Annotated in this window: 24 protein-coding genes, 2 tRNA genes and 1 pseudogene; 7 read left to right on the top strand and 20 right to left on the bottom strand. The window is 60.5% G+C overall.

Going from position 1 to position 25,961, the window contains the following annotated elements; genetic code table 11:
* Positions 1-87 precede the first annotated feature (87 nt).
* A complete protein-coding gene (locus PMI16_RS09965; RefSeq protein WP_007879091.1) occupies positions 88-951 on the bottom strand; it encodes an ABC transporter permease subunit in 864 nt (287 codons plus the stop codon).
* 177 nt (positions 952-1,128) lie between these two features.
* Here PMI16_RS09965 and PMI16_RS09970 point away from each other — a divergent pair, with 177 nt between their 5' ends.
* A complete protein-coding gene (locus PMI16_RS09970) occupies positions 1,129-2,016 on the top strand; it encodes a LysR family transcriptional regulator (RefSeq protein WP_007879093.1) in 888 nt (295 codons plus the stop codon).
* A 52-nt stretch (positions 2,017-2,068) separates the two neighbouring features.
* Here the strand turns inward: PMI16_RS09970 and PMI16_RS09975 are convergent, their stop codons facing one another.
* From PMI16_RS09975 to PMI16_RS26760, 7 genes and pseudogenes are all read right to left on the bottom strand, one after another.
* Positions 2,069-3,352, bottom strand: coding sequence for an amidohydrolase family protein (locus PMI16_RS09975; protein ID WP_007879094.1), 1,284 nt, complete (start codon positions 3,350-3,352; stop codon positions 2,069-2,071).
* 303 nt (positions 3,353-3,655) lie between these two features.
* The gene (locus PMI16_RS09980) at positions 3,656-4,657 is read right to left on the bottom strand and encodes a bile acid:sodium symporter family protein (RefSeq protein ID WP_007879095.1); all 1,002 of its coding nucleotides are present in this window, start codon (positions 4,655-4,657) and stop codon (positions 3,656-3,658) included.
* A 203-nt stretch (positions 4,658-4,860) separates the two neighbouring features.
* Positions 4,861-6,201, bottom strand: coding sequence for a 4Fe-4S binding protein (locus tag PMI16_RS09985; RefSeq protein ID WP_034379894.1), 1,341 nt, complete (start codon positions 6,199-6,201; stop codon positions 4,861-4,863).
* A 57-nt stretch (positions 6,202-6,258) separates the two neighbouring features.
* The gene (locus PMI16_RS09990) at positions 6,259-7,128 is read right to left on the bottom strand and encodes an FTR1 family iron permease (protein WP_007879097.1); all 870 of its coding nucleotides are present in this window, start codon (positions 7,126-7,128) and stop codon (positions 6,259-6,261) included.
* 21 nt (positions 7,129-7,149) lie between these two features.
* On the bottom strand, positions 7,150-7,473 hold the full coding sequence (locus tag PMI16_RS09995) for a cupredoxin domain-containing protein (RefSeq protein ID WP_051994626.1): 324 nt from the start codon (positions 7,471-7,473) through the stop codon (positions 7,150-7,152).
* A 141-nt stretch (positions 7,474-7,614) separates the two neighbouring features.
* Positions 7,615-8,145, bottom strand: a complete 531-nt coding sequence (locus PMI16_RS10000; RefSeq protein WP_007879099.1) for an iron transporter — start codon at positions 8,143-8,145, stop codon at positions 7,615-7,617.
* A 320-nt stretch (positions 8,146-8,465) separates the two neighbouring features.
* Positions 8,466-8,582 (bottom strand): annotated as a pseudogene (locus PMI16_RS26760) (2-aminoethylphosphonate--pyruvate transaminase); the annotation flags it as partial.
* 130 nt (positions 8,583-8,712) lie between these two features.
* Here PMI16_RS26760 and PMI16_RS10005 point away from each other — a divergent pair.
* The 3 genes from PMI16_RS10005 to PMI16_RS26670 all read left to right on the top strand — a co-directional run bounded on the left by PMI16_RS10005 (position 8,713) and on the right by PMI16_RS26670 (position 11,946).
* A complete protein-coding gene (locus tag PMI16_RS10005) occupies positions 8,713-9,261 on the top strand; it encodes a phosphonate degradation HD-domain oxygenase (RefSeq protein WP_007879100.1) in 549 nt (182 codons plus the stop codon).
* Positions 9,262-9,292: 31 nt separating this feature from the next.
* Complete coding sequence (locus PMI16_RS10010; RefSeq protein ID WP_007879101.1) at positions 9,293-10,102, top strand: inositol monophosphatase family protein; 810 nt, start codon at positions 9,293-9,295, stop codon at positions 10,100-10,102.
* Between the two features lie 269 nt (positions 10,103-10,371).
* Positions 10,372-11,946 carry a methyl-accepting chemotaxis protein gene (locus tag PMI16_RS26670; RefSeq protein WP_007879102.1) on the top strand — a complete coding sequence of 525 codons (1,575 nt, stop codon included), beginning with the start codon at positions 10,372-10,374 and terminating at the stop codon, positions 11,944-11,946.
* A 31-nt stretch (positions 11,947-11,977) separates the two neighbouring features.
* Here the strand turns inward: PMI16_RS26670 and PMI16_RS10020 are convergent, their stop codons facing one another.
* The 4 genes from PMI16_RS10020 to PMI16_RS10035 form a co-directional block, all read right to left on the bottom strand.
* Complete coding sequence (locus PMI16_RS10020; protein WP_007879103.1) at positions 11,978-12,208, bottom strand: hypothetical protein; 231 nt, start codon at positions 12,206-12,208, stop codon at positions 11,978-11,980.
* 129 nt (positions 12,209-12,337) lie between these two features.
* A tRNA-Arg gene (locus PMI16_RS10025) sits at positions 12,338-12,414 on the bottom strand.
* Between the two features lie 70 nt (positions 12,415-12,484).
* The gene (locus PMI16_RS10030) at positions 12,485-12,910 is read right to left on the bottom strand and encodes a CopD family protein (RefSeq protein WP_007879104.1); all 426 of its coding nucleotides are present in this window, start codon (positions 12,908-12,910) and stop codon (positions 12,485-12,487) included.
* Positions 12,911-13,208: 298 nt separating this feature from the next.
* Positions 13,209-13,285: transfer RNA gene (locus PMI16_RS10035), tRNA-Arg, on the bottom strand.
* 175 nt (positions 13,286-13,460) lie between these two features.
* Between PMI16_RS10035 and PMI16_RS10040 the strand changes: the two genes are divergently transcribed.
* The 3 genes from PMI16_RS10040 (at position 13,461) to PMI16_RS10050 (ending at position 16,617) form a co-directional block, all read left to right on the top strand.
* Positions 13,461-14,153, top strand: a complete 693-nt coding sequence (locus tag PMI16_RS10040; RefSeq protein WP_007879105.1) for a sensor histidine kinase — start codon at positions 13,461-13,463, stop codon at positions 14,151-14,153.
* A gap of 39 nt (positions 14,154-14,192) precedes the next feature.
* Entirely contained in the window at positions 14,193-14,846 is a 654-nt protein-coding gene (locus PMI16_RS10045; RefSeq protein ID WP_007879107.1) for a response regulator, read from the top strand.
* A 205-nt stretch (positions 14,847-15,051) separates the two neighbouring features.
* Positions 15,052-16,617 (top strand): GGDEF domain-containing protein, encoded by a 1,566-nt coding sequence (locus tag PMI16_RS10050; RefSeq protein WP_007879109.1) that lies wholly within the window; start codon positions 15,052-15,054, stop codon positions 16,615-16,617.
* On the opposite strand, the gene pnuC is transcribed toward PMI16_RS10050, so the two are convergent.
* The 8 genes from pnuC to PMI16_RS10090 all read right to left on the bottom strand — a co-directional run bounded on the left by pnuC (position 16,618) and on the right by PMI16_RS10090 (position 25,925).
* Complete coding sequence (gene pnuC, locus PMI16_RS10055) at positions 16,618-17,223, bottom strand: nicotinamide riboside transporter PnuC (protein WP_007879111.1); 606 nt, start codon at positions 17,221-17,223, stop codon at positions 16,618-16,620.
* Between the two features lie 14 nt (positions 17,224-17,237).
* Positions 17,238-17,648, bottom strand: a complete 411-nt coding sequence (ftsB, locus tag PMI16_RS10060) for a cell division protein FtsB (RefSeq protein WP_007879113.1) — start codon at positions 17,646-17,648, stop codon at positions 17,238-17,240.
* A gap of 52 nt (positions 17,649-17,700) precedes the next feature.
* On the bottom strand, positions 17,701-18,984 hold the full coding sequence (gene eno / locus PMI16_RS10065; protein ID WP_007879116.1) for a phosphopyruvate hydratase: 1,284 nt from the start codon (positions 18,982-18,984) through the stop codon (positions 17,701-17,703).
* 103 nt (positions 18,985-19,087) lie between these two features.
* Positions 19,088-19,942 (bottom strand): 3-deoxy-8-phosphooctulonate synthase, encoded by an 855-nt coding sequence (kdsA, locus tag PMI16_RS10070; protein WP_007879117.1) that lies wholly within the window; start codon positions 19,940-19,942, stop codon positions 19,088-19,090.
* A complete protein-coding gene (locus PMI16_RS10075; RefSeq protein ID WP_007879118.1) occupies positions 19,939-21,627 on the bottom strand; it encodes a CTP synthase in 1,689 nt (562 codons plus the stop codon). The genes kdsA and PMI16_RS10075 overlap by 4 nt, the downstream gene beginning before the upstream one ends.
* Positions 21,628-21,703: 76 nt before the next feature.
* Positions 21,704-22,546 carry an alpha/beta fold hydrolase gene (locus PMI16_RS10080; RefSeq protein ID WP_007879119.1) on the bottom strand — a complete coding sequence of 281 codons (843 nt, stop codon included), beginning with the start codon at positions 22,544-22,546 and terminating at the stop codon, positions 21,704-21,706.
* Positions 22,547-22,625: 79 nt separating this feature from the next.
* The gene (locus tag PMI16_RS10085; protein ID WP_007879120.1) at positions 22,626-25,115 is read right to left on the bottom strand and encodes a DNA internalization-related competence protein ComEC/Rec2; all 2,490 of its coding nucleotides are present in this window, start codon (positions 25,113-25,115) and stop codon (positions 22,626-22,628) included.
* Between the two features lie 3 nt (positions 25,116-25,118).
* Positions 25,119-25,925: a TatD family hydrolase gene (locus PMI16_RS10090; protein ID WP_007879121.1), complete on the bottom strand. Its 807-nt coding sequence runs from the start codon at positions 25,923-25,925 to the stop codon at positions 25,119-25,121.
* Between the last annotated feature and the right edge of the window lie 36 nt (positions 25,926-25,961).

A 25,961-nucleotide genomic window follows, 5' to 3' on the forward strand; every position in this document is an offset into this window, starting at 1 on the left:
GGCGGCAAAAGCCGTGAACGCCGACGGCCAAAGCGCCTTCCTTGTTTTCCTCGCGGGATGGATGAAGATGGGTATCGTACTGAGGCATCACGCGCTCCTTCTTGCATAGTTGGGATGCCAAGCCAGAAGGCGCCGCTCCAGCGCGCGGGCAATCGCGTCCGATACGACGCCGATGCCGGCATAGATCACGATGGTCAGTACGATGACGTCGGTGCGCAGGAACTCGCGGGCGTCCATGGCCAGCGAACCGATGCCGGAATTGGTGGCGATCGTCTCGGCGATCACCAGCGCCAGCCACGCCACGGCCAGCGCATAACGCACGCCGGCCAGGATGGACGGCAAGGCCCCCGGCAAAATGATGCGGCGGATCAAGATCCAGTTCGACAGTCCCGTGACGCGTCCGAGCTCGATCAGCTTGGGATCGATCTGGCGTATCCCCAGCACGGTGTTGATATAAATCGGAAACATCACGCCCAGCGACACCAGAAAGACCTTGCCGCCTTCGTCGACGCCGAACCACACGATCACCAGCGGCAATGCCGCGAGGAACGGCACCGCGCGCACCATCTGTACGCTGCGGTCGAGCAAGGCTTCCGCCAGCCGGGAAAAGCCGACCAGCGTGCCCAGGATAAAACCGACGACGCCGCCGATGGCGAAGCCGGCGACGGCGCGCAGCAAGCTCGAACCGAGATCGCTCAGCAAACGTCCTTCCTGTATCAGGCTCCAGGCCGTGGCCAGCACTTTGCTCGGTGCCGGCAATACTTGCGGCGACAGCGTTCCCAGCCGCGCAAAGCCTTCCCATGCCAGCAGCAACACCAGCGGGGCGAGCCAGGAGAGAATCAGAAATCCTCGCTCGCCAAGGGCCCGCGGCGTACGCGCGACGACCGCCGACGGGTTGGCTGCGGTGGCAGCCAGGCGCGCAATGGCAAGACGATTGACGACTTCGGACATCCGGTATTCCTTCACGTTTCATGCGCGGCCAACTGCCGCGACGTAAGGAATCGTAATCAAACATCATGCAAAAACTAAATAATCATTTTGATCTAATATATCTATTAAACATATTTGAAAAAACTCCGGCAAAGAGGCAAGCTCTCCTTCCTCACCACCGACAAAACAAGTTTGGCAATGAAAACAGATGATCTGGAAGCTTTCGCGGCTGTCGTCAGGCACCAGTCGATCAGCCGCGCAGCACAGGAACTGGGGATCGCGCAACCGCTGCTGAGCAGGCGCGTGCAAGGACTGGAAACCACGCTCGGCGTTGCCCTGTTCGATCGCCAGAGCAAACCCCTGCGGCCTACCGCGACCGGTTTGCGACTGGCGCAGCAATGCCGCAGCGTGCTGCGCGAAGTCGACATCCTGTGCGAAATGGCCGCCGCAAATTTACCGCTGAACGGCAATCTGCGCCTGGGCGTCACGCAAAGCATCGGCGAGCTGGTGCTCGATTCTCTGATGGGACAATTGCAGCAGGAATGGCCGGATCTCCGGCCTCAGGTCAGTACCGGCTGGGGTGCGGCGTTGATTGAACGCGTCGAACGCGGCGAACTGGATGCCGCCGTCGTGTTGCAAGGAAGAGGCCGGAGCATGCCCGGCAATGTCGAGGCCAAGCTGCTCCATCGCAGCCGCGTGGCGATCCTCGGCCGCCAAGGTGCGTGGCCGCGCAAGCGCTATGCGCTGGCCGATTGCGCAGAGACAGGCTGGGTGCTCAACCCCGACGGCTGCGGCTTTCGCGCCGGCCTGCAGCGCGCGCTCGCGGGTCAGGGGCTGCCGCTGCACGTGCGGCTCGACACCTTCGGCAAGGACCTGCAATTGCAGAGCGCGGCGAAAGGTGTCGGACTCGGCTTGTTGCCGCGCCCTCTTTACATGAACAGCACTTTTGAGGGACAGCTCGATGAGCTGTCGCTGACGGACTTCAAACCGGAAGCGGAAGCATGGCTGGTGCATGGCCGCAACCTGAACCGCCTGCACGAGCCGATTGAGCGCATCGGACAGTATGTGGAGAGCGCCCTGCGATAGATTGTCGCCTCCTGCGGCTTTCGGTCAGAACGGCAATGGCGCGTCGCAACCGTCAGCGATTCTGGTAACGCAGCTTGAAATCGACGATATCGGGCCGTCCCGGCAAACTCAGGCGGGCCTGTGACGCCGGCGCCTGGCTGACGACCTTGCCGCGACGAATCACGAACCTGCGCGCCGCGCGCAGGCGAATCGCCTCGACCGGATCGGCAGCGTCGAGCAGCACCAGATCGGCGTGACAACCGACCTGCAATCCATATCCTTCCAGACCGAGGATGCGCGCCGGCGTTTCGGTCACGGCCCGGAAGCAGTCGCGCATCGCCTGCTGCCCCGTCATCTGCGCCACGTGCAAACCCATGTGCGCCACTTCGAGCATGTCTCCCGATCCGAGGCTGTACCACGGATCCATGACGCAATCATGGCCGAAGGCGACATCGATGCCGGCGGCCAGCATCTCCGGCACGCGCGTCATGCCGCGACGTTTCGGATAGGTGTCGTGACGCCCCTGCAAGGTGATGTTGATGAGCGGATTGGAGATGGCCGCAACGCCCGCTTCCCGAATCAACGGTAATAATTTGCTGACGTAGTAGTTGTCCATGGAATGCATCGAGGTCAGGTGCGAACCGGCCACCCTGCCCTGCATGCCAAGCCGTTGCGCGTGGTAAGCCAGGGTCTCGATATGGCGCGACAGCGGGTCGTCCGATTCATCGCAGTGCATATCGACATACAAACCTTTTTCCGCCGCGAATTCGCACAGCAACCGGACCGACTCCGCGCCATCGGCCATGGTGCGCTCGAAATGCGGAATGCCGCCGACCACGTCGACGCCCATGCCGATGGCGCGCTTCAGATTGGCGAACGCCGTCGGACTGCGCAGCAAGCCATCTTGCGGGAACGCCACCAATTGCAGATCGAGATAGGGAGCGACCTTTTCGCGGACATGCAGCAAGGCTTCCACCGCCAGCAAACGGTCATCGCAAATATCGACGTGCGAACGGATCGCCAGCAATCCGCGCCCCACGGCCCAATCGCAATACTGCAAGGCGCGCTCGACCAGCGCCTCCTGCGTCAAGACCGGCTTCAGCTCGCCCCACAGGGCGATGCCTTCGAGCAGCGTGCCGGAGGCGTTCACGCGCGGCAGGCCGTAGCTCAGCGTGGCGTCCATGTGGAAGTGGGCGTCGACGAATGGCGGCGTCACGAGATCGCCGCCGGCGTCGATTTCCTGCTCCGCTGTTAGGTCGAGAGCGACGCCGATGGCGGCGATGCGTCCGGACTCGATGCCGATGTTCACGTGTTGGCGGCCGTCAGGCAGCGTTGCATTGCGTATGACCAGATCCATCCGAAATCTCCTGCTGAGGTAAGCGACAGCAACTTATGCATCCCAAGTTGCCTGGATTCCCATGACAAGTTCTGTCACGTTGTTGAGCGCATGCAGCCTAGGGCCTGTTCACATTAAATCTGCGAGATGCGTTGCTGCGCCTAGGCAGTCAACGCCTGCCGCGCGTTCGCACTCGCAGATTTAATGTGAACAGGCCCTAAGCTTAATCCAGCGCCGTTATTTTGGGGAACATTGGCGTTGCCATCCGATCATGCGGCAATAAAAAAGCCCGCATTGCGGGCTTCCTCTTTTTTTGACTGACGGTTATTTCGCCTGACCGACCGGAACGCTTGCTTCGCCCTCTTCCGGCCGGTTGCGATAGCGCTGCGCCATGAAAGCGCACACCATCAGCTGAATCTGGTGAAACAGCATCAGCGGCAGCAACACCATGCCGACGGTCTGGCTGGCGAACAACACCTTGGCCATCGGCACGCCGCTGGCGAGGCTTTTTTTCGAACCGCAGAAGACGATGGTGATTTCGTCTTCCTTGTTGAAGCCCATGCGACGACTGCCGAACGTCGTCAGCGCCATGATGACCGCCAGCAGCAAGGCGCTGATCGCGATCAGACTGATCAGCATCGTCGCCGGCACCTGGCGCCACAAGCCTTGATTGACGGCTTCGCTGAAGGCCACATACACCACCAGCAGCACCGAGCTCTGATCCACCCAGCGCAGCCAGGACTTGTTCTTGTCCATCCAGGCGCCGATCCATGGACGCGCGATCTGTCCCGCCAGGAAAGGCAGCAGCAGCTGATAGACGATCTTCAGGATGGAATCGAGCGAGGAATGCTGGGCGTTGTGCGCCACCACGATCACGCTGACCATCAGCGGCGTCAGGAAGATGCCGAGCAAATTGGAAGCCGAAGCGCTGCAGATCGCGGCCGGCACGTTGCCGCGCGCGACCGAGGTGAAAGCGATCGACGACTGCACCGTGGACGGCAGCACGCACAGGAACAGGATGCCCAGATACAGGTCGGGCGTGATCACCAGCAACAGCGCCGGCTTCAGGATCAGGCCCAGCAGAGGAAACACCGCGAACGTGCACAGCAGCACCGTCACATGCAAACGCCAGTGCACCATGCCGGCCACCACTGCCTGGCGTGACAATTTGGCGCCATGCATGAAGAACAGCAGGCCGATCATGAAGGTCGTCAGCCAGTCGAAACCGACTGCGACCGAACCCGTACAAGGAAAAAAGCTGGCGGTGATCACGACGGCCAGGAGCATGAGCGTCAGGTTGTCGGGCAAAAAGCGAGGGCGGGCCATAGGAATATCTGCGGAGTTGTTCTGGTTGCCGTCCCTGGTGGACTAGCGGACGAAACCCGCTATTTTACGCCACTCGGTGGTGTTGTCTGTCGACGCAAGTCTGGCAAGCAGACAAACGAAGCGGAGGCAGAGGAAATATTGGCGCTGTCGGAACGAGGATTTTTCTACTTGTACTGCGATGGCGCCGTTACCGTCAAATCTGTTTACCAGATCCAGAACATCAGCAACCAGGCATAGTTGACCAGCGCCAGTGCACCGACGACCGGCAACAAGGCCAGTACGCGCTGCGCAAGGGATTTGGAATGTTCGCCGATGACCTTCCAGGCGAGCCAGACGCTCCACAGCGTCATGACGGCCAACAAGGAGGCGCGCACGTCGTTGGCCCAGTCCACCGGCCAATGTTCGGCGCGCAGCAGGCTGATGGTGGTTGCCGACAAACCGATGAACACGCCGCAGCCGGCCAGCGGAATTGCCGACTGCACCAGATGGTTGAAGCGGGAGCGATCCCATTTGCCCAGGATCAGGTTGCTGATCGCGAACAAGGCCGTCAATGCCGTACCGAGCACCAGGGCCGTCGCCATGATGTAGGACACCACCATGGCGCCGTCCAGCCAGGTGAACACGTCGCTTTGTTGCGGATAGTTGGTCAGCAGCCACCACGGCGCGCTGGTGTCGAACGGCCACATGATGTCGCGATCGATCAGCCAGGTAGCGATGAATTGCTTGGCTTCGATGAACCAGGGGCTGGCGCTCCAGTGGAAGGCGCCGATCGCGATGCCGAACAAGCCGTACAGCACCAGCGTGCTTTCCCAGAGATTGTTGTTCTTGCGGCCGACCTTGACGATTTCCACGGTCGGTGCGCGCCATGTCAGGGCGATGGCGTCGCGGTGACCGCTGCAGCGTCCGCACATGTGGCAGTCGGCGGCGCCCTTCATGTTGCGCAGCGGCACCAGCGGCGCGCAATTGATGGCAATGGTCTTCTTGCCGTGCGTGTCGTAGGAGGCGCGCCAGGCGTCTTCGTTGACCTTGTAGTGAAACGGCGCCAGCTTGGCCAGCAGGCCGAACACGCCGTTGACCGGGCACAGATACTTGCACCAGACGCGCTTTTCGCGGCCATACAGATAGCCGACGATCATCGCCCCCAGCGTGGAGCCGCCGAGTACCAGCAGCACTGCCTTGGGATATTGGTAGACGCTGACCATCTGGCCATACACCGTGGTCAGCGCAAAAGCGACGAAGGGCCAGCCGCCCCAGCGCATCCAGTGCGGGATCGTCTTGCCGCGACCGAACTTGCTGGCGAACTCGGTCAATGCGCCTTCCGGACAGAGCACGCCGCACCAGACGCGGCCCATCAGGACCATGCTGACCAGCACGAACGGCCACCAGATGCCCCAGAAACAGAACTGCGAAATCAGGGTCAGGTTGGACCAGATATGCGCCGTTTCGTCCGGCAGCGGGAGAAAAATGGGAACGAGGATGAGGATGGCATACACCAGTACGACAACCCACTGGATGCCGCGGATCAATGCGCCGTTGCGGCGCATCCAGTCACCCGTACGCGCCAGGCGGGTATTGGGAAGCGTACAGGTGCTCATATCGTCTTATGCAGCTTGCTTGTTAACTTGCGGTTTCTTCAATTTTCCAAGCGCGGAGGATACCACAAGCCAATAGATGACATAGATGGCAACGCTCATGAGCGCAGGACGCGCGCGATAGCCCGTCAGCGTCGATACCAGGCTGCCGAAGGTGCTCGAATCGTCCAGCAGCCAGCTGGTGTTCCATACCGGCGCCGTCAGCGTGGAAACGAAGTTCAGCGACGAGAACCAGTCTGAGCTTTCCAGCAGCAAATCGAGCAGTTTTTCCACGCCGGTCAGCAGCAGGCCGGCCGCCAGCAGCAGCAGAATGACTTCCGTGACCTGGAAGAAACGACGCCACGAGAAAATCTTGCCGCCCAGTTGCAACAGATAAAAGGTCAGAAACGCCAGGGCGAAGCCGACTGCGCCCGCAAAAATCAGCGCGCCACGGCTGGCGTCCTGCTCGCCCATGCCGATGCCGTACAGGAAGACGGCAGTCTCGCTGCCCTCGCGTGCGATCGCCAGCGCCACCAGCAGGAATACGCCCCACCAGTTGCCCGCTTCCGTGCTTTCCTTGAGGGACGATTCCATGTCCTTCTTGAGCGTGCGGCCGTGCTTGCGCATCCAGAACACCATCTGCACGATCAGCACCGCGGCGATCAGCACCATGCCGATCTGGAAGTAGGTTTGCGCATCGCCCGCCAGCAATTCGCTGAATCCCAGCAAGGCAGCGCCCAGCGCCACGGCCGTCACGATGCCTGCCGCCACGCCGCCCCACAGATAAGGCAAGCCGCGGCGCGCGGCCGCATCGCCATTGTTCAGCCAGGCATACAGGATGCCGACCACCAGCAAGGCCTCGACGCTTTCGCGCCAGACAATAAACAGGACCTGGCCCATTACTTTCCTTTCAATTACGCTTTATTTGGCGACGATCACGCCTTGCGGCATGTTCAGATGGAAGTCGTCAAAGAACTTGTACTCGCCGGGACGCAGCGGTGCGATCACGACAAAAGACTGTGCGCCCGGCGCCAGGACTTTTTCCTTGCGCAGCTCGACGCTTTCGAATTCGGCGGCGCTCTTGCCGATGTTGTGAATTTCGATCTTGATGCGCTGTCCTGCCGGGACTTCGATGCGCGCAGGATTGAACTTGCCATCCTGCATTTCAAGTTTGAAAGTCAGAATATCCGCAGCGAAAACACGCGCGGCAAACAAACTGCATACCAGACCGATCAAACCGGCCATGAATTGCGTTTTACGCAAAGACATCCTTTGCTCCTACGTTGCGAGGTCCGGCACTTACGCGAAGCAAGTGCCGGAACCGGGTCAGCATGGCATGAGCAGGACTGTGCCCCGCCCATGCCTCTTTCAGATCGGGACTGCGGATCAGTAACCGCCCTTTTTGCCGACGCCGGCGAAAGTGAAGTCATACGACAGTTCAAAGGTTTTGAACCATGGGCCGACACCGGTTTCCTTGTCGACGTGGCGACCGAAGTGTCCCGATGGCGGAGAGATGGTCAGTTTCAGCTTGTACTTGCCCGGACCGTCAAGCTTGACGTTGTCGCCGTAGTGAGGACCGTCGCTGGCCACCATCGGCATCATGTCGCCCTTGATGACCTTGGTCGAACCGGCCTTGGTCAGTTCGAACTTGATGTTCAGGTAAGGCATCCAGTCGCCTTCGGCAAAGCCGTTCGGATTCTTGGCGACGGCGCGGATATCGGCTTCCAGGTGGACGTCGGATTCTTCGGCTTTGCGCATCATGCCGTCCGGTTCCATCTTGATCGGCTGCAGGTACACCGCGCTGACTTCCATGCCGCCCTGAATCTGCGGTTTACCGATAGGATATTCGGCTGCGCTGGCAGCGGACATCGCTGCAAACATGGCGGCGGCGACTGCGATTTTCTTGATACCGATCATATGATTTCTCTCCGACTCGTTAGATGATAATGATTACCATTAAAGTATAGCATTATCTGAGACGAAGCACCTCATGCCATCGCAGGGGAAAGACAAGAAGACAAGAAAACAAGACAGGGGCTTGATCGGATGCATCGCCGCAATCCGCAGGCAATAAAAAACCCGCACCTTGCGGCGCGGGTTAAATCTAATTCAGGGGATGAATTAGAGGGGGGAGTTCGTAAGATATACCTGCCCTTGCCCCACTTCTACGCCTCTTACAAAGTGTTACGGATATTAACAAGTCTTGATCTTTGCCCGCCTCTTGCATGCGGAGACATTCAGGCCACAATGACGCCGCGCATGCCCTCCTCGCCAAAGTGCCTTACGCATCCGACGCGGAAGGTTTACACGGTAGTCAACCAGCCCGGATACAGGATGCTCCCCCGGCGCTTGACCGCGTTGTCGCGACTGCGACAAAGGCAAAAACGCTGCATGATTGCGCACGAGCCTCGCGCTTTCCGGCACCCGTACTGATACGATAGCGTCGGCTCCGCTCGTCCGCATTGCTCACATGAGATTATTTTTATGGCACTCAATCTGCAAGACATCGACCGCCTGTTCCGTCAACACGGCGACACGCAATACACCGGCGAACCGGTCACGCAACTGGAACACGCGCTGCAGACCGCCGCGCTGGCCGAAGACGAAGACGCGCCGCCCAGCCTGATCGTCGCCAGTTTCCTGCACGACCTCGGCCACATGCTGGAAGACAACGGCGACACGCCGACCATGGCCGGCATCGACGACTTGCACCAATACCGTATTCTGCCCTTCTTGCGCAACCTGTTCGATGAAGACGTGCTGGCGCCGATCCGCTTGCACGTCGACGCCAAGCGCTATCTGTGCGCCGTCGACCCGGCGTATTTCTCCGCGCTGTCGGCCGATTCGGTGCGCAGCCTGCAGCTGCAAGGCGGCATCTTCGACGAGCAACAGGCGGCGGATTTCATTGCCCTGCCTTACGCAGCCGATGCAGTGCGACTGCGGTGCTGGGACGACCTCGCCAAAAAGGCCGACTACGTCACGCCGGATTACGCGCACTTTTCCCGCTACGTTGCACAGTGCGTGCGCCCCTGACGCGACGTCGGCAACTTCCGGAGAATCCGCCATGTCCGTCCTGCCGCCCGCACCGCTGTTCACCCAATCCGCCGACGCCGCACAACTGCAAGAATTCAGCAGCTTCATCAGCGAGCTGAGCAAGATCAGCGGCGCCATCATTCGCGGCCACTATCTGAGCGGCGCCGCCGTCGAATCGAAATCCGACCAGTCGCCGGTCACCGCCGCCGACCGCGAAACGGAACAGGCGCTGCGCGCCGCGATCATGACGCGCTATCCGCACCACGGCATCATCGGCGAAGAGTTCGGCCCTCACCGGCAGGATGCCGAATACTGCTGGATCCTCGATCCCATCGACGGCACCAAGGCCTTCGTCACCAACTGCTATATTTTCGGCACGCTGATTTCATTGACCTATCGGGGACGCCCCATCATCGGTGCGCTGCACAGTCCTTTGATGGAGCATCTGCTGGTCGGCACCGCCGCCGGCACCACGCTCAACGGCAAGCCGGTCGGCATGCGCAGTTGCAACGCCATCGGCGACGCCATGCTGCTGGCCACCGATCACTGGGACATCTTCAAATATCACAATGGCCCGGCCTTCGAACTGCTGTCGCGCGAGGCCCGCCTGTATCGCGGCTGGGGCGACTGCCACGGGTATTTTCAGCTGGCCACCGGCGGCGCCGACATCATGCTCGATCCGGTGCTGAAGATCTGGGACATCATGTCTTTCATTCCCATCATCGAAGGCGCCGGCGGACGCATCACCGACTGGCAAGGCAATACGCCGATCGGCGCGACCTCGATCGTAGCGACGGGCGGCGCCATCCATGACGCGGTGCTGCGCGTGCTCAATCCCTGATTTTGCAAAGCGGTACTCATTGCTTCAAAGCGCTCTTTCGAGGGCTTTTTTTATGATCCGGCATGTCCCGTGCACGCATGAAAATATTGCCTGGATGGAAATTTCAACAACGATTTTGATATTGGCTTTCAGTTTTTTTTCATTATTCGGGATCGATTGCCGGTGCTAGCATCCCCTCCAGTCCAATAGCCGCAACCTCGGCGCGCAAGCAATTTGCCGCAGCATGTACGCAGGCAGGCACAAGAACGAAAAACACGAACGAGAGACGCATGAAAAACTGGAAAGTCGGAACGCGCTTCGCCGCAGGCTTTGGCGTGGTGCTGGTATTGATGATGGTCGTGGCTGCAATGGGAATCTGGCGCCTGCAATCGGTGGCCGACGCCACCAATGCGATGATGCAAATGCCATTGGCCAAGGAGCGCCTGATCAGCGACTGGTATTCGAACATCGCCACCTCCATCACGCGCACGACGGCGATTGCACGCAGCACCGACCTCGGTCTGGCGACCTACTTCGAAGCCGCAGTCAACGATTCGGCAAAAAAGGCCGGCGACCTGCAAAGCAAGGTGCAAGGCTTGCTGCGTACGCCCGAAGAGCAAAAACTGTTCGCCGACATCGATGCCGGCCGCAAAGCCTACCAGGCCGCCGGCAGTAACATCCTGGCGCTGCGCGCCGAAGGAAAACTGTTCCAGGCCAAGAACGCCTTCGAGAAAGATTACCTGCCCGCCGCCACGCGCTACCAGGCTTCCATCGACAAATTGCTGCATCTGCAAAGGCAAGGCATCAACGACGTTGCAGTCGGCATCGATGCGACTTATCGCTCCAGCCGGCTGATTTTGCTGACGCTGACCGGCGTTGCCCTGCTGTGCGGATTGGCGGCTGCCATGCTGCTCACGCGCAGCCTGCTGCGGCAACTGGGCGGCGAACCTGTGCATGCCGTGCACGTCGCCGACCGCATCGCCGCCGGCGACCTGACCGAACATATTCCGCTTGGCGCCGATGACGACTTCAGCCTGATGCACGCGATGAAGACCATGCAAGCCAACCTGGCGCGCTCGGTGGATCACATCAAGCAGTCGGCCGAAACCATCGGCACCGCGTCGAAGGAAATCTCGGTCGGCAACCTCAACCTGTCTTCACGCACGGAACGCCAGGCGGGTTCTTTGCAAGAGACCGCATCGGTCATGCAACAGCTTACTTCGGTGGTCAGGAAAAATGCCGAGACCGCCCGGCACGCCAACCAACTGGCGGCGTCGGCATCGCAAGTCGCCATCGCCGGCGGCAATGCGGTCAATCAGATGGTGGGAACGATGGCGACCATCAACGAGTCGTCGCGCAAGATCGTGGACATCATTTCGGTGATCAACGGCATCGCCTTCCAGACCAACATCCTGGCGCTCAATGCAGCGGTGGAAGCGGCACGCGCCGGCGAGCAAGGCCGCGGTTTCGCCGTGGTGGCCACCGAAGTGCGCGCGCTGGCCCAGCGCTCGGCCAGCGCGGCAAAAGAAATCAAGGGATTGATCGACGACTCGGTCGGCAAGATCGTGTCAGGCAGGACACTGGTGGAAGAAGCCGGCACAACCATCGGCCAGGTGGTGGAAAGCATCCAGACCCTGAGCCGGTTCGTCGCCGACATCAGCAACGCCAGCGCCGAGCAAAGCACCGGCATCGAACAGGTCAACCAGGCCATCATGCAGATGGACGACGTCACGCAGCACAATGCCGCGCTGGTGGAAGAAGCAACCGCCGCCGCGCAGTCGCTGCTGGATCAGGCCGGTTCGCTGGTGAAAGTGGTCAATACCTTCAAGCTGTCTTCGTCGCGGGACGTGATCCTGCTTGCCTGAAGCGACAGGTCACGTTTTCGCGATGCGGCAATCAGATCATGTTCTGATCGATCCAGTCGGCGGAAAAATCGAGGATGTAGGCAAGCGCATCATCCTCCTCGGCGAACTCGGTGGTCGGCAATTCGCGTACATAACGGACTTCGCCGCTGCCGTCATAGCCGGCCTTGATCGTGAAACAGGCGGCGTATTGGCCATTCTCCCGGAGCACGACCTGCGGAAAGATGGCGTGTCCCTTGTAGGGCAGTTTGTGTTCTGAAGTCATGTGATTCTCCACTGTTGGCGCTGCATGCGCACTACCGCACTACCGCACTACCGCACTACATATAGCACTACACATCATACGGTGCTGAAAAAGAAAAAAGGGCCCATCTTGCGATGGACCCTTTATATCTGGTGCGGCTGGCAGGAATCGAACCCACGACCCCTTGGTTCGTAGCCAAGTACTCTATCCAGCTGAGCTACAGCCGCGTAAGAGGCGAGATTATATAGGGATTTTCGATTGCTGCAAGTGTTTTTTCGCGCGTCGTCCATGATGCCGTCAAAACGGCTTGAGCACGACCATGACGGCAATCACGACAACGGCAACAAGCGTCAGCAATCCGGAGTTCTTCAACAGCGCCGAGGTCGCCAGTTCCGGCGCATCCGCCAGGCGCCGCAAATGGGCGGACTGCATGCCGTGCAGCGCGGACAGCATCAGCACGAAAACCAGTTTGACGATCAGCCAGCCTGCCGCATGCCATTGTCCGAAATACACCAGCGCGATGCCAAGTATCCACGCCAGCCCCAGCGCCGGCGAAGTAACGCGCTGGTCCCAGCGGCGCACGGCCTGCAACAGGCGCGCTTCGGAAGATCGCTCAAGCACGGAGCGCTGCGCCACTTGAAGCGCCAGCGCCATGATCAGCATCCCGCCGATCCAGGTCATGACCGATGCGATGTGAAATGCCTTGATCCATGAATACATCATGCGGGTTGTCTCCTTGCGTTTTGTGATCGCCGTCCGTGGTGCCATGGCGATGAGCGCCCTCTTTGGCCGCTACTGCTGACGGCATTTTATGTCACATCGGGACCCACTCGGCTCCGCGCCTCAAAGGTACGAGCGGAATGCATCGCGAACCGTTGCGATAACGAAAACAAAAGAAGAATAAGGGTAGGAAAATCGCCGTGGCGCAAAACCGCCGCGGCGCGCCAGTCAAGACAAGGAAACAGCGGAAAACTGCGCTGAAAAGAAAAAAGGGCCCATCTTGCGATGGACCCTTTATATCTGGTGCGGCTGGCAGGAATCGAACCCACGACCCCTTGGTTCGTAGCCAAGTACTCTATCCAGCTGAGCTACAGCCGCGAAAAATGAAATTATAGCACCACTTTAGCCCAAAAAGGAAGAGCTACGCCCAAAAACTTCCAAAAACCGTCCCTGCAATTAACTTTTCAGCATTTAAACCGCCCTTGAAGCCCTGTCCCGACATATCTATCTTATGATTTCGGCTTGATTCATCGCCACCGTGGAACTTGCCGATATGAGCGACAGTACCGTACCCGGGCGTCAGAGCGATTCCGCCGGGGAACGCATCAAAGAAGCCGAGCGCGAACGTATCGCCAGGGATTTGCACGACGAACTGGGCAGCCGCCTCACCGCCATCAAGATGGCCGTGGCGCAGCTCGGGCAAGGCGCGGCGTCGCGTGACGCTTCCGCACGTGAGCGGCTGCAATTTGCCGATCAACTCGTCGACGACGCCATCGGCGCCATGCACGACATCATCGACGACCTGCGCCCCGCCGTGCTGGACCTGGGCCTGACCGCCGCGCTGGAATGGCTTGCCAGAACCAGCTCAAAGCAGACCGGTATTCCCTACCGCATGCTCACCTATGAGGATCTGCCCGACGCGCTGCTCGATTCGTTTCAACTGATCAGCCTGTATCGCATCGCCCGCGAAGCCCTGCACAATGCCGGCCGGCACGCACAGGCGCACAAGGTAGACATCAGCCTGATGCATACACCCGGCCAGGTCGTCATGGAAATCACCGACGACGGCATCGGTCTCGCAAGTGTCACGGATGCGGCCACCCAGGCCGGGTCGTCCGGCATCCGCGGCATGCAGCATCGCGCTGCCGCCATTGGCGCATCGCTGGCGCTGCTGCCGGCAGAACAAAGCGGCCTGAAACTACGCATAACGCTTCCTGTCCTATCGCCCGCTAACCTTATAAAATAGCGCTTACATTGAGTCCGACGAGAGACGCTTCTTAAGCCCATGACGAAAAAAAACAGTGCTGCCATTAAAGTTGCCATCGCAGACGATCACGCGATCGTACGAGAAGGGCTGAAACAAATCTGCAGCAGCACCAAGGATATCGTCGTGGTCGGCAGCGCCGAAAACGGTTTGGAAACCATCAAGCTTTGCCGCCTCGGCAATTGCGACGTGCTGCTGCTCGACATCGTGTTGCCGGACCGGACCGGCATCGACGTGCTCAAACAGATCAAGAAGGAAATGCCGAAGCTGCCCGTGCTGATGCTCTCGATCCACCGCGAAGACCAGTACGCGATTCGCGCGCTCAAAGCGGGCGCCGCCGGCTTTCTGAGCAAGCAGGCGGCGCCCGCTGAGTTGATCAACGCCATCCGCCAGGCCGCCGCCGGCCGCAAATACATCAGTCCGTCGCTGGCGCAAGAACTTGCCAACCAGATCGGCTTCGACCACGAAACGCCGTTGCACGAAACCTTGTCGGACCGCGAATACCAGACCATGGTCATGATCGCTTCAGGCAAGACCGTCAGCGATATTGCTTCGGAATTATTGCTGTCCGTCAAAACCATCAGCATGTACCGCTCGCGCGTGCTGGCAAAGATGAAGCTGCGCCACAATGCAGAGTTGACGCACTATGCATTGAAAAACAACTTAGTTGAATAAAAGCGGATAAAGCGCCGCCCCGAGTGCACCGCCTGACGGTAAAATGCGTTACAGGAAGACGTCTTGCTCCGGTTTCAAATCCTGCGCTGTCCTGCTTCACCTCCCATTCCTTGCGGGTGTAAAGAATGACAAGAAACCGGAGACGGCAACAGAGTGCCGGCAGACCCATTCTCAATCCGTTTGAATAAAAAGCCGTACATCAGGCATGTCCAAAAAGCCAGCTCAAAGTCCAGTCGATATCGCGCGCGAAGCGTTCCAGCAGCTTGCTACGCGGCGCGTTGCTCCCACTCCTGAAGCCTACCGCGAAGCCTACGAAGAAATCGCCGGCACCAATAGCGGCATCAAGCCCGAAACCGTACTCGCCGCCTTTGCCGTCCATCTGACGCAGCAACCCGGCGACATCGGCAAACTGGGCCTGCGACTGTCCGCTTCGATGGAGAGCAACGACTGGAAAGAGTACAGCGAAGAGCTGGACAATTTTGTCGAACAGTACTTTCCGTCGCGCAATCTGGTGCCGCACGGCGAACTGGTGCCGATCGACATGGAGCGCCAGTTTATCCGCGACAGCAAGAAGGAAAAAATGCTGCGTGAGGCCTTGGCGCGTGTACTGATCTTCAATCTGGCGTCCTTGCTGCAGGATGCGCCTGATCTGGTGCTCGAATCCAAAACCATCGGCAACGATCTGAAAACGGCCTTCTCCGAACAGGCCATGAACGACGTCATCGGCCGCCTCAAGCAGATGAGCTTCCAGATCGAACTCAAGACCGAAGACATCGCCCAACAGCAGGAACTGTTGATGCGCCTGTTCCAGCTGCTGCTGGAAAACATCCACGGCCTGCTGGAAAAGGGCTCGTGGCTGAGCAGCCAGATCACCGCCGTCCAGGAACTGATCACCGGCCCGATCAGCAAGACCTCGCTGGCCGACGCCACCAAGACGCTCAAGGAAGTCATCTACAAGCAAGGCTTGCTGAAGAACACGCTGTCCGAAGAAAAAGTCACGGCCAAGAACCTGATGCTGACCTTCGTTGACCGCCTGAGCGCGATGGTGTCGACGACCGACAACTATCACAAGACGATTACCGGTTTTTCGCAGCAGATCAGCCAGGCATCCGACATCAGCGACCTGAACTCGGTGCTGACCGGCATCATGAACGCCACCAAGGAAGCCCAGGACGAAGCCTTGCGCTCGCGCGACGAGATGATCAATGCGCGCCAGGAAATGCAAAAGGCCGAAGCGCGCATCCAGGCGCTGGAGTCGCAACTGGTGCATATGGGCGAGTTGGTGCGCGAAGACCAGTTGACCGGCAGCCTCAATCGCCGCGGCATGGATGAGTCCCTGGAACGCGAAGTACTGAACGCCGAGCGCCGCAATACGCCGCTGTGCATCGCCCTGCTCGACCTCGACGATTTCAAGCGCATCAACGACACGCACGGCCACGCCACCGGCGACGAAGTGCTGGTCCATCTGGTCAATGTGGTGAAAGAAACGCTGCGCAAGCTGGACGTCATTGCGCGTTTCGGCGGCGAAGAATTCCTGGTGCTGCTGCCGGAGACGGAACCGGCCGAAGCCATGCAAATCATCACCCGCGTGCAGCGCGAACTGACCAAGCGCATCTTCATGCACAACACGCAACGCTTGCTGATCACCTTCAGCGCCGGCGTCGCCTATCGCGCGGCCGGTGAAAACCAGGCAGATCTGATCAAGCGCGCCGACGTGGCGCTCTACAAGGCGAAGAACGCCGGCAAGAACCGCGTGATTCTGGCCGACTGATTACACCGACCGGGGATGGCGCCAGGCGCGCCAGCCGATGATCGCCAGCAGCACGAACAAACCGTACAACACCGCCGTCAGCGTCAGATGTTTGTAGAGATACAGGCCGACATACAGCACGTCGACGGCGATCCAGACCAGCCAGTTTTCGATCTTCTTGCGCGACAGCAAAAACTGTCCGACCAGACTGCCTGCGGTCAGGAAGCCGTCCATATGCGGCACGTCCGTATCGGTGAAACGATGCAGGAAGACCGACAAGACGGCAAACCCCGCCAGCCATGCCGCCGCGGACCACAGCAATCCGCGCTTGTCCAGGCGCGACGCTTGCAACGGCTGATGCGCGGTGCCGCCGCGCAACCATTGATACCAGCCCCACACCGACACCGCGACGAACACGCATTGCAAGCCGGCGTCGCCGTACAGGCGCGAGTCGACGAAAACCACACCGTACAGCGCCGACGACAAAATCGAGAACAGCCAGGCCCAATGATTCTGGCGAATGTTGAGCGCGACGGTAATGATCGCCAGCAAAAAGGAGATGAGTTCCAGCGGCGTCGTAACCAAGCCGGCGAAGCCGAGCAACGGCAGACTGTCGCTGAAAGACATGAGCGATGTCCTTCCTAGCGGGAGGACGAGGAAGAAGACACGGGGGAGGAGGCTGAAGAAACCGGCTTCACGATGCCGATCGATCCGGCAGCCGCGGAAGAAGGACGCGCCGGGGGAACCGAAGATGCCGGCGGCGTCCTGGCGCCGGCAGGATTGCCATCCAATACCTGGATGAACACTTCATTCTGCTTGATCATGCCCAGCTCATAACGCGCCCGCTCTTCCACCGAACCGGTGCCCTGCTTCAGGTCTTCCACTTCGGATTCGAGCTTGGCGTTGCGCGCCTTGAGTTCGTCATTCTTCTTTTGCGCCTGCTGGACTTGTTTGTCCAGGTCCCATACCCGCAACCATCCGCCCTTGCCCAGCCAAAGCGGATATTGGATCAGCACCAGCAGTGCTGTGAGGCAGAGGATGATCAGGCGCATCGAAAGAATGCCGGGTGATTGTCCGGCAGACGAATGCCGCCGGACATCTTGCTTACTTCAGATTGTAGAAAGCCGAACGACCAGGGTAGCTGGCGATGTCGCCGAGGTCTTCCTCGATGCGCAGCAGCTGGTTGTACTTGGCCATGCGGTCCGAACGCGACATCGAACCGGTCTTGATCTGCAGCGCGTTGGTGCCGACGGCGATGTCGGCGATGGTCGAGTCTTCGGTTTCGCCGGAGCGGTGCGAGATCACGGCGGTGTAACCGGCGCGCTTGGCCATTTCGATGGCGGCGAAGGTTTCGGTCAGCGTACCGATCTGGTTGATCTTGATCAGGATCGAGTTGGCGATGTTCTTGTCGATGCCTTCTTTCAGGATTTTCGTGTTGGTGACGAACAGATCGTCGCCGACAAGTTGCACCTTCTTGCCCAGGGTTTCGGTCAGCAGCTTCCAGCCGGCCCAGTCGTTCTCGGCCATGCCGTCTTCGATGCTGATGATCGGGTACTTGTCGCACCACGATGCCAGCAGGCCGGTCTTTTGAGCCGGCGTCAGCACCATGTTCTCGCCTGCCAGATGGTAGTTGCCGTCCTTGTAGTATTCGCTGGCGGCGCAATCCAGGCCCAGGGCGATCTGCGTGCCCGGCTCGTAGCCGGCTTCTTCGATCGCTTGCAGGATCAACTGGATGGCTGCTTCGTGGCTGGCCACGTTGGGCGCAAAGCCGCCCTCGTCGCCGACCGAAGTCGCCAGGCCCTTGGCGTGCAGGATCTTCTTCAGGGTGTGGAACACTTCGGCGCCGTAGCGAATCGCTTCGCGGAAGCTCGGTGCGCCGACCGGGATGATCATGAATTCCTGCAGATCGAGATTGTTGTCTGCGTGCGCGCCGCCGTTGATGACGTTCATCATCGGCACCGGCATCTGCATCGAACCGCTGCCGCCGAAATAGCGGTACAGCGGCAGGCCGGCTTCTTCAGCCGCTGCCTTGGCGACCGCCATCGACACGGCCAGCGTGGCGTTGGCGCCCAGGCGCGCTTTGTTTTCGGTGCCGTCGAGATCGATCAGGGTGCGGTCCAGGAAAGCCTGTTCGTTGGCGTCCAGGCCCATGATCGCTTCGGAGATCTCGGTGTTGATATTTTCACAGGCTTGCAGCACGCCCTTGCCGAAGTAACGGCTCTTGTCGCCGTCGCGCAGTTCGATCGCTTCGCGCGAACCGGTCGAGGCGCCGGACGGCACAGCAGCGCGGCCCAACACGCCGGATTCCAGCAGGACGTCGCATTCGACAGTAGGATTGCCGCGCGAGTCGATTATTTCACGGCCGATAATATCAACGATTGCACTCATTCAAACATCTCCATCAAGCAAGGTTTTAGCAAATTTTTATAGAGAGAAGTCCGGGTTTTGCGCCTCGCCGGTTACCCCGAGGAGACACGCAGCCCGTTCGGCTTCAGGAAAAATCGTTTTCCAGGAAGACCGACTTCTTCACGATGCGATCCAGTTCGATCATCGTGCCCAGCAGCTCCTTGATACGAGCCAGTGGAACAGCGTTGGGGCCATCGGATTTGGCCTCGGCCGGGTTCGGATGTGTTTCCATAAACACGCCGGCAATACCTGCCGCAATCGCCGCGCGGGCGAGTACGGGTACGAATTCGCGCTGGCCGCCGGACGACGTGCCCTGCCCGCCCGGCAATTGCACCGAATGGGTCGCATCGAACACCACCGGCGCGCCGGTTTCGCGCATGATTGCAAGACTGCGCATGTCCGAAACCAGATTGTTATAACCGAACGACACGCCGCGTTCGCACGCCATGAAGTTGTCTTCCGGCAGGCCGGCTTCCTTGGCCGCCGCGCGCGCCTTGGCGATCACGTTGACCATGTCGTGCGGCGCCAGGAACTGGCCCTTCTTGATGTTGACCGGACGCCCCGACTGCGCGCAGGCGCGGATGAAGTCGGTCTGGCGGCACAGGAAGGCCGGCGTCTGCAGCACGTCGACGACTTCCGAAACCGGCTTGATTTCGTCGATCTCATGGATGTCGGTCAACACCGGCACGCCGATCTGCTTCTTGACCTTGGCCAGGATCTCCAGCCCCTTTTCCATGCCGAGGCCGCGGAACGAAGTGCCGGACGAGCGGTTGGCCTTGTCGAAGGACGACTTGTAGATGAACGGGATGCCCAGTTCGGTCGTGATCTCTTTCAAGGTGCCGGCAGTATCCAGCGCCATCTGTTCCGATTCGATCACGCAGGTGCCGGCGATCAGGAAAAACGGCTGATCGAGGCCGATGTCAAAACCGCACAGTTTCATGCTTTTCCTTTGGTGACATTCGTGACATTCGTGACATTCGCTGCCGTCGCGTCATGATGCGCAAGCGCAGCCTTGATGTACGAAATGAACAGCGGATGGCCATCACGCGGAGTGGACTTGAACTCCGGGTGATACTGCACGCCCAGATACCACGGGTGCGCATTGTCGCCGCCGGTACGCGGCAGCTCCATGATTTCGCACAGGTCTTCGCTCGGCGTGCGCGCCGACACGATCAGACCGGCGTCTTCCACGCGCGGCAGGTAGAAGTTGTTCGCTTCGTAACGGTGACGATGACGCTCCGTTACCTTGTTGCCGTAAATCTCCGCCGCCAGCGTGCCCGGCTTGACATCGCAGGTTTGCGCGCCCAGACGCATGGTGCCGCCCAGATCCGAATTGGCGTCGCGCTTTTCGACCTTGCCGTCATGGTTTTGCCACTCGTCGATCAGGGCCACAACCGGTTGTTCCGTTTCCGGATCGAACTCGGTGGAGTTGGCCTTGGTCAGACCGGCCTTGTTGCGCGCATATTCCAGCAATGCCACTTGCATGCCCAGGCAGATGCCGAGGTAAGGCACCTTGTTTTCGCGTGCAAACTTCGCTGCGGCGATCTTGCCTTCCACGCCGCGCTTGCCGAAGCCGCCCGGCACCAGGATCGCGTCGTACTTGGCCAGGCCGGCGGTGCCGGTGGTTTCGATTTCTTCCGAATCCAGGTACTCGATATTGACGCGGCTGCCGGTATGGATGCCGGCGTGGCGCAATGCTTCGGTCAGCGATTTGTACGACTCGGTCAGATCGACATACTTGCCGACCATGCCGATGGTGACTTCGTGCGAAGGATTCTCTTGCGCGTGGATCAGCTTGTCCCACACCGTCAGGTCCGCCGGCTGGGGCGACAGGCCCAGTTTTTCGCAGATGATGTTATCCAATCCCTGGTCGTGCAACATCTGCGGAATCTTATAGATGCTATCGGCATCCCACACCGAAATCACGGCGTCGGCGACCACGTTGGAGAACAGCGAAATCTTGTCGCGCTCGTCGTCGGGAATGCGGCGATCCGCGCGGCACAGCAAGGCGTCCGGCGAAATACCGATTTCGCGCAGCTTTTGCACGCTGTGCTGGGTCGGCTTGGTCTTGAGCTCGCCGGCCGAGGCCAGGTAAGGCACCAGCGTCAGATGCACGAAGGCGGCGGCGTTGCGGCCGGCACGCAGGCTCAGCTGACGCGCTGCTTCGAGGAACGGCAGCGATTCGATGTCGCCGACGGTGCCGCCGATTTCGACCAATGCCACGTCGAAACCTTCGGCGCCGCGGTGGATGAAGTCCTGGATTTCGTTGGTGATGTGCGGGATGACCTGCACGGTCTTGCCCAGATATTCGCCGCGGCGTTCCTTGCGGATCACGGACTCATAAATCTGGCCGGTGGTGAAATTGTTCACCTTCTTCATCTTGGCGGTGATGAAACGCTCGTAGTGGCCGAGATCCAGGTCGGTTTCGGCGCCGTCGTCGGTGACGAAGACTTCGCCGTGCTGGAATGGGCTCATCGTTCCCGGATCGACGTTGATGTAGGGATCGAGCTTCAGAAGGGTGACTCGGAGGCCGCGCGATTCGAGGATCGCAGCGAGAGACGCGGCGGCAATCCCTTTACCCAGGGAAGACACGACGCCGCCAGTGACAAATACAAACTTGGTCATTACAAAGAAGTGCCGAACGGCACGTGCGGGAAATTCAAATTATACCCCAAACCGCCCGCTTTTGATCCCCCTGTTTTCAGGATGCGCCAGATTTCCCGCCGGAAAACCCGTGATTCTCTTTCCCGGAAAGCAAGGCCTGAATCATTTCATGCGTGGCGCCGGCGGCCGCTTCGGGGGACTCCATGGGGAACAGATGCCCGCCCGGAATCTGCCTGAAATGCGGCCCCACCAACTTTTTGGTGGCCGCCAGTCCGGCCAGGCGGCACTCCACCGAGTCGGCGCCGCCGACGAAGCCGACCGGCACCGGATATTGACGCCGCGTCAACGCGCCGAGGTGATGCGGAATTGTCCGATAGACAGCAGTTTCGGTCTCGCGCGTGAAGCGCAGCTTGACGCCGCCGGACGGCTCCGGCTCCACGCCGGCAGCGACATAGTCGCGCAAGACCCGCTCCGGCCAGGCCGCGAACATGGCCTTGGCGGCGTAATGCTGATAGGCCGCCTCCATGTCCGGCCAGGCGTTGCGGCGCTTGACGGACGCCATCGCCGGCGAGCGCTTGCTTTCGATCTTGAGCAGTTTGACCAGACGCAGCGCCGAGGCGCGCCATCCCGCCACGATCGGCGAATCCAGCAGCACCACGCAACGCACCAGATCGGGCCGCTTGCGCCCCGCCAGCAGGCTCAGGATGCCCCCCATGGAGTGGCCGACCAGGATCACCGGTTCGCTATAGCGCTGCGCCAGTTCTTCGCCGAGTTCCTTGCCCAGCTTGCGCCAGCCATCGTCGACCGGGTATTTGGGATTGTGCGCATGCATGGGCAAGGCGCGCACGTCGTAGTGCTCGCGCAACTGGTCGAAAAACATGCCGTAGGTTCCCGCCGGGTAGCTGTTGGCGTGGGCAAAATGCAAAATCGGGTTGTTCATGTGTGGGGCTTAGTAGATACCAGCATTTATTCTAGAGTATCTTCCTGCCTCGCAACCAAAATAGCACGCTCCGGAATGCTCAACGCCCATACCAGTAACGCGCGTGCTCGCGCCGGTATTCCGCCACGCTGACGCCTTTGTCGAAAGAGACGGTAATCGCTCCGGACTCGTCGTTGCGCACGCGGCGAATGTCCATGCGGGCATAGCGCTCGAAAACTTCCGGCTTGGGATGATTGAAGCGGTTGCGATAACCGACCTGGAACAGCGCCACCTCCGGATTGACCGCGCGCAGGAAGGCTTCCGTCGACGAAGTGCCGCTGCCATGATGCGGCGCCAGCAAGACGGTGGCGCGCAGACTGGCCGCTGCGGCGCTGTTGACGAGCTCGTCCTCCTGTATCGCCTCGATGTCGCCGGGCAGCAGGATGGCGTTCTTGCCGAGGGCGACCTTCAGCACGCAACTGCGGGCATTCGGCTTCCATTTGTCGCTGTCGTAGATGGATTGCACCGGGTACAGCATGCTGAACTCGGCGCCGTCCCAGCGCCAGTGCTGTCCCGCCAGGCAGCGCCGGTGATCCGGCGCGGCTTGCACGATGGGACTGGCAGGCGGCAAGGAGGAATACACGCGGTCGACGGCAATGTCCTTCAGCACAGACAGCGCGCCGCCGGAATGATCGTTGTCGCTATGGGAAACCACCACCACGTCCAGATGGTTGATGCCGCGCGATTTGAGATACGGAACGATGACCCGGTTGCCGCCGTCGGATTCCGGCGAGTAAACCGGGCCGGTGTCGTAAAGCAACCGGTGCTCCGCCGTTTCCACCAGCAGCGCCATGCCCTGCCCGACGTCGAAGGCGGTGACCTGCATCTTGCCCTCTTCCGGCCAGGTCGGCGCGTTCAACAGCAGAGGCAGCCAGCCGAACAATCCCAGCCAGCGCGCCGGCCAGCCGCGCGGCGCCAGCAGCAGCATGGTCCCGCCCAGCGCCAGCAAAAACATCCACAGCGCCGGCAGCGGCGTTTGCCAGACTGCAAACGGCTGGCTGCTCAGCCAGCCCAGCACGCCCACCAGCCACTCCACCATGGCATGCGCCGACAGCAAGACCCAGGCAGACAAGGGCGGCGGCAAGATGCTGCCGAGCAGCGCCAGGGGCGCCACCAACAGCGTAATCAGGGGAATCGCCATCGCATTGGCCAGCGGGCTCACCAGCGAGTACTGGCCGAACAGCAGCAAGGTCAGCGGCAGCAAGCCCAGCGTCACCACATATTGCGTGTAAGCGCCGGCGCGTATCGCCCGCCACAGCATGACCGGGCGCGACGGTTTGCGATGCCGTTCGATGGCGGTCATCACCACCGGCTCGGCAGCGGCATCGCTGCCGACGCGTCCCGACGAGGCATAAAGGATGATCGCCACCGCGCCGAACGACAGCCAGAAGCCGGGCCACAGCAAGGCCCAGGGATCGGCCAGCAAGACCACCCCGAGCGCCAGGCACATGACATAAGAGATATGCGTCAGCCGCCCCATCCAGAACGCCATGCCCACCACCGCCAGCATGTACAGCGTGCGCTGCGCGGGAATGCCGAAACCGGCCAGCAAGACGTAAATCAATGCGGCAGCCAGACCGGCCAACACGGCGACTTTGGGCGCGGGCAGGATCAGCGGCAGCTGCGCCCTGGTGAAAAACGAGCGCCGCCACAAGAAACTGGCGAACGCGGCAAACAAACCGGCGATCATCGTGATGTGCAAGCCCGAAATCGCCACCAGATGGCCGACGCCGGTGCGATTGAAAATCTCCCAGTCGGACTGCTCGATGGCGCGCTGGTCGCCGATGACCAAGGCCACGATGACGTTGGCGTATTTCTGTTGGGGCAAGGCCGCCAGAATGCGGTCGCGCAGCCAACCGCGACAATACTGGACGATATTGCCCGGCGTCTGGACGAAGGCTTGCAAGCGATGATTTTTGTAGGCCAGCTGCGCATCGGGACGCACCGTGCCGGTCGCGCGCAAGCCCTGCTCCAGCAGCCAGACTTCATAATCGAAACCGTTGAGATTGGCGCTGCCGTGCGGACGTTTCAGGCGTATGGTGAACTGCCAGCGCTCGCCCGGCTGCACGTTGGGAACGGCGGCGGAAGAAGCGGCATTCGTCTTCTCAAACGGCCCTGCTGCGTACCATGACAACGCCAGGCGCGAAGGCACCGGAGGCGTCCCGTTGACCTGCGGCGCGATGGTTTCGACCTGGAAGTTGAAACGCACGCCGCGCTCGAAACGATACGGCAGGCTGTCGACCGTGCCGACCACCGTGACGTCCTGCCCCTCCCAGGCCGCCGGCAACTCCTGATCGAGGTAGTACTGGGCGTACAGGCCGCCCCAGGCAAAGCCGACGCAAATCCCCGCGATATTGAACACTGCAATCCGCAGCACGGCGCCCAGGCCGCTCCTGCCCAGCCGCCAGCCCATCAGCAGCAACACCGCCGCCACTGCCAACAGGGCCATATGCCATTCGAAAGCAAGCAGTTGCGCCTGCATCTGCAACAACGCTATTCCTGCGGCAAAACCGAGAATGGCGCTGCGCATCGCTTAAAAAACCTCGGAGACCGCAGCCAGACGCGGCATCGCCGCACGCGCATTGGCGGCTGTCGCCAGTGCGATTTCGTCGACGCTCATCCCGCGCAACCCGGCCAGCACCTCGCCGATGCGCGGAATCTGATCCGGCGTATTGCGCGCCGGATGCAGCCAGGCCGGAGAAATATCGGGGGCATCGGTCTCCAGCACGACGGCGTCCAATGGAACCTCGGCGGCAAGCCGGCGAATCTGCAACGAGCGCGGAAACGTCATGGCGCCGCCGAAGCCCAGCTTGAAACCCAGTTCGATGAACGTCAGCGCCTGCTGATGACTGCCGTTGAAGGCATGCGCGATGCCGCCGGGCACCGCGATGCGGCGCAGGTATTTGAGGATGATGTCTTGCGAGCGCCGCACATGCAGCAGCACCGGCAGGGAATACTCGCGCGCCAGCTTGAGCTGCTCGCTGTAGAAGTGCTCCTGCTTGTCGCGCAGCGCGCCTTCCTTCAATTCCGGAACGAAGAAGTCGAGACCGATCTCGCCGATGGCGACGAAGCGCTTGTCTTCGAGCGCTGCTTCAATCGCCTGGCGCAAGGCGTCCAGATCGCTCTCCTGCGCCTTGGGTACATACAGAGGATGTATCCCCAGCGCGTACACGCAATTACTGCGTTGCGCCGCCAACCGGGCAACCGCTGCAAAATTGAACGTCGCCACCGCCGGCACCACGATCATGCCGACGCCCTGCCCGGCCGCCTCGTCGGCGACGGCAAGTTCTTCGCCGGCAAATTCACCGGCATCGAGATGGCAGTGCGTATCGATCCACATAAGCGATAGGACGGGAATAACGGAAATGATGGTCGT

The sequence above is a fragment of the Herbaspirillum sp. CF444 genome, from assembly GCF_000282135.1.
Taxonomy (GTDB): Bacteria; Pseudomonadota; Gammaproteobacteria; order Burkholderiales; family Burkholderiaceae_D; genus Herbaspirillum.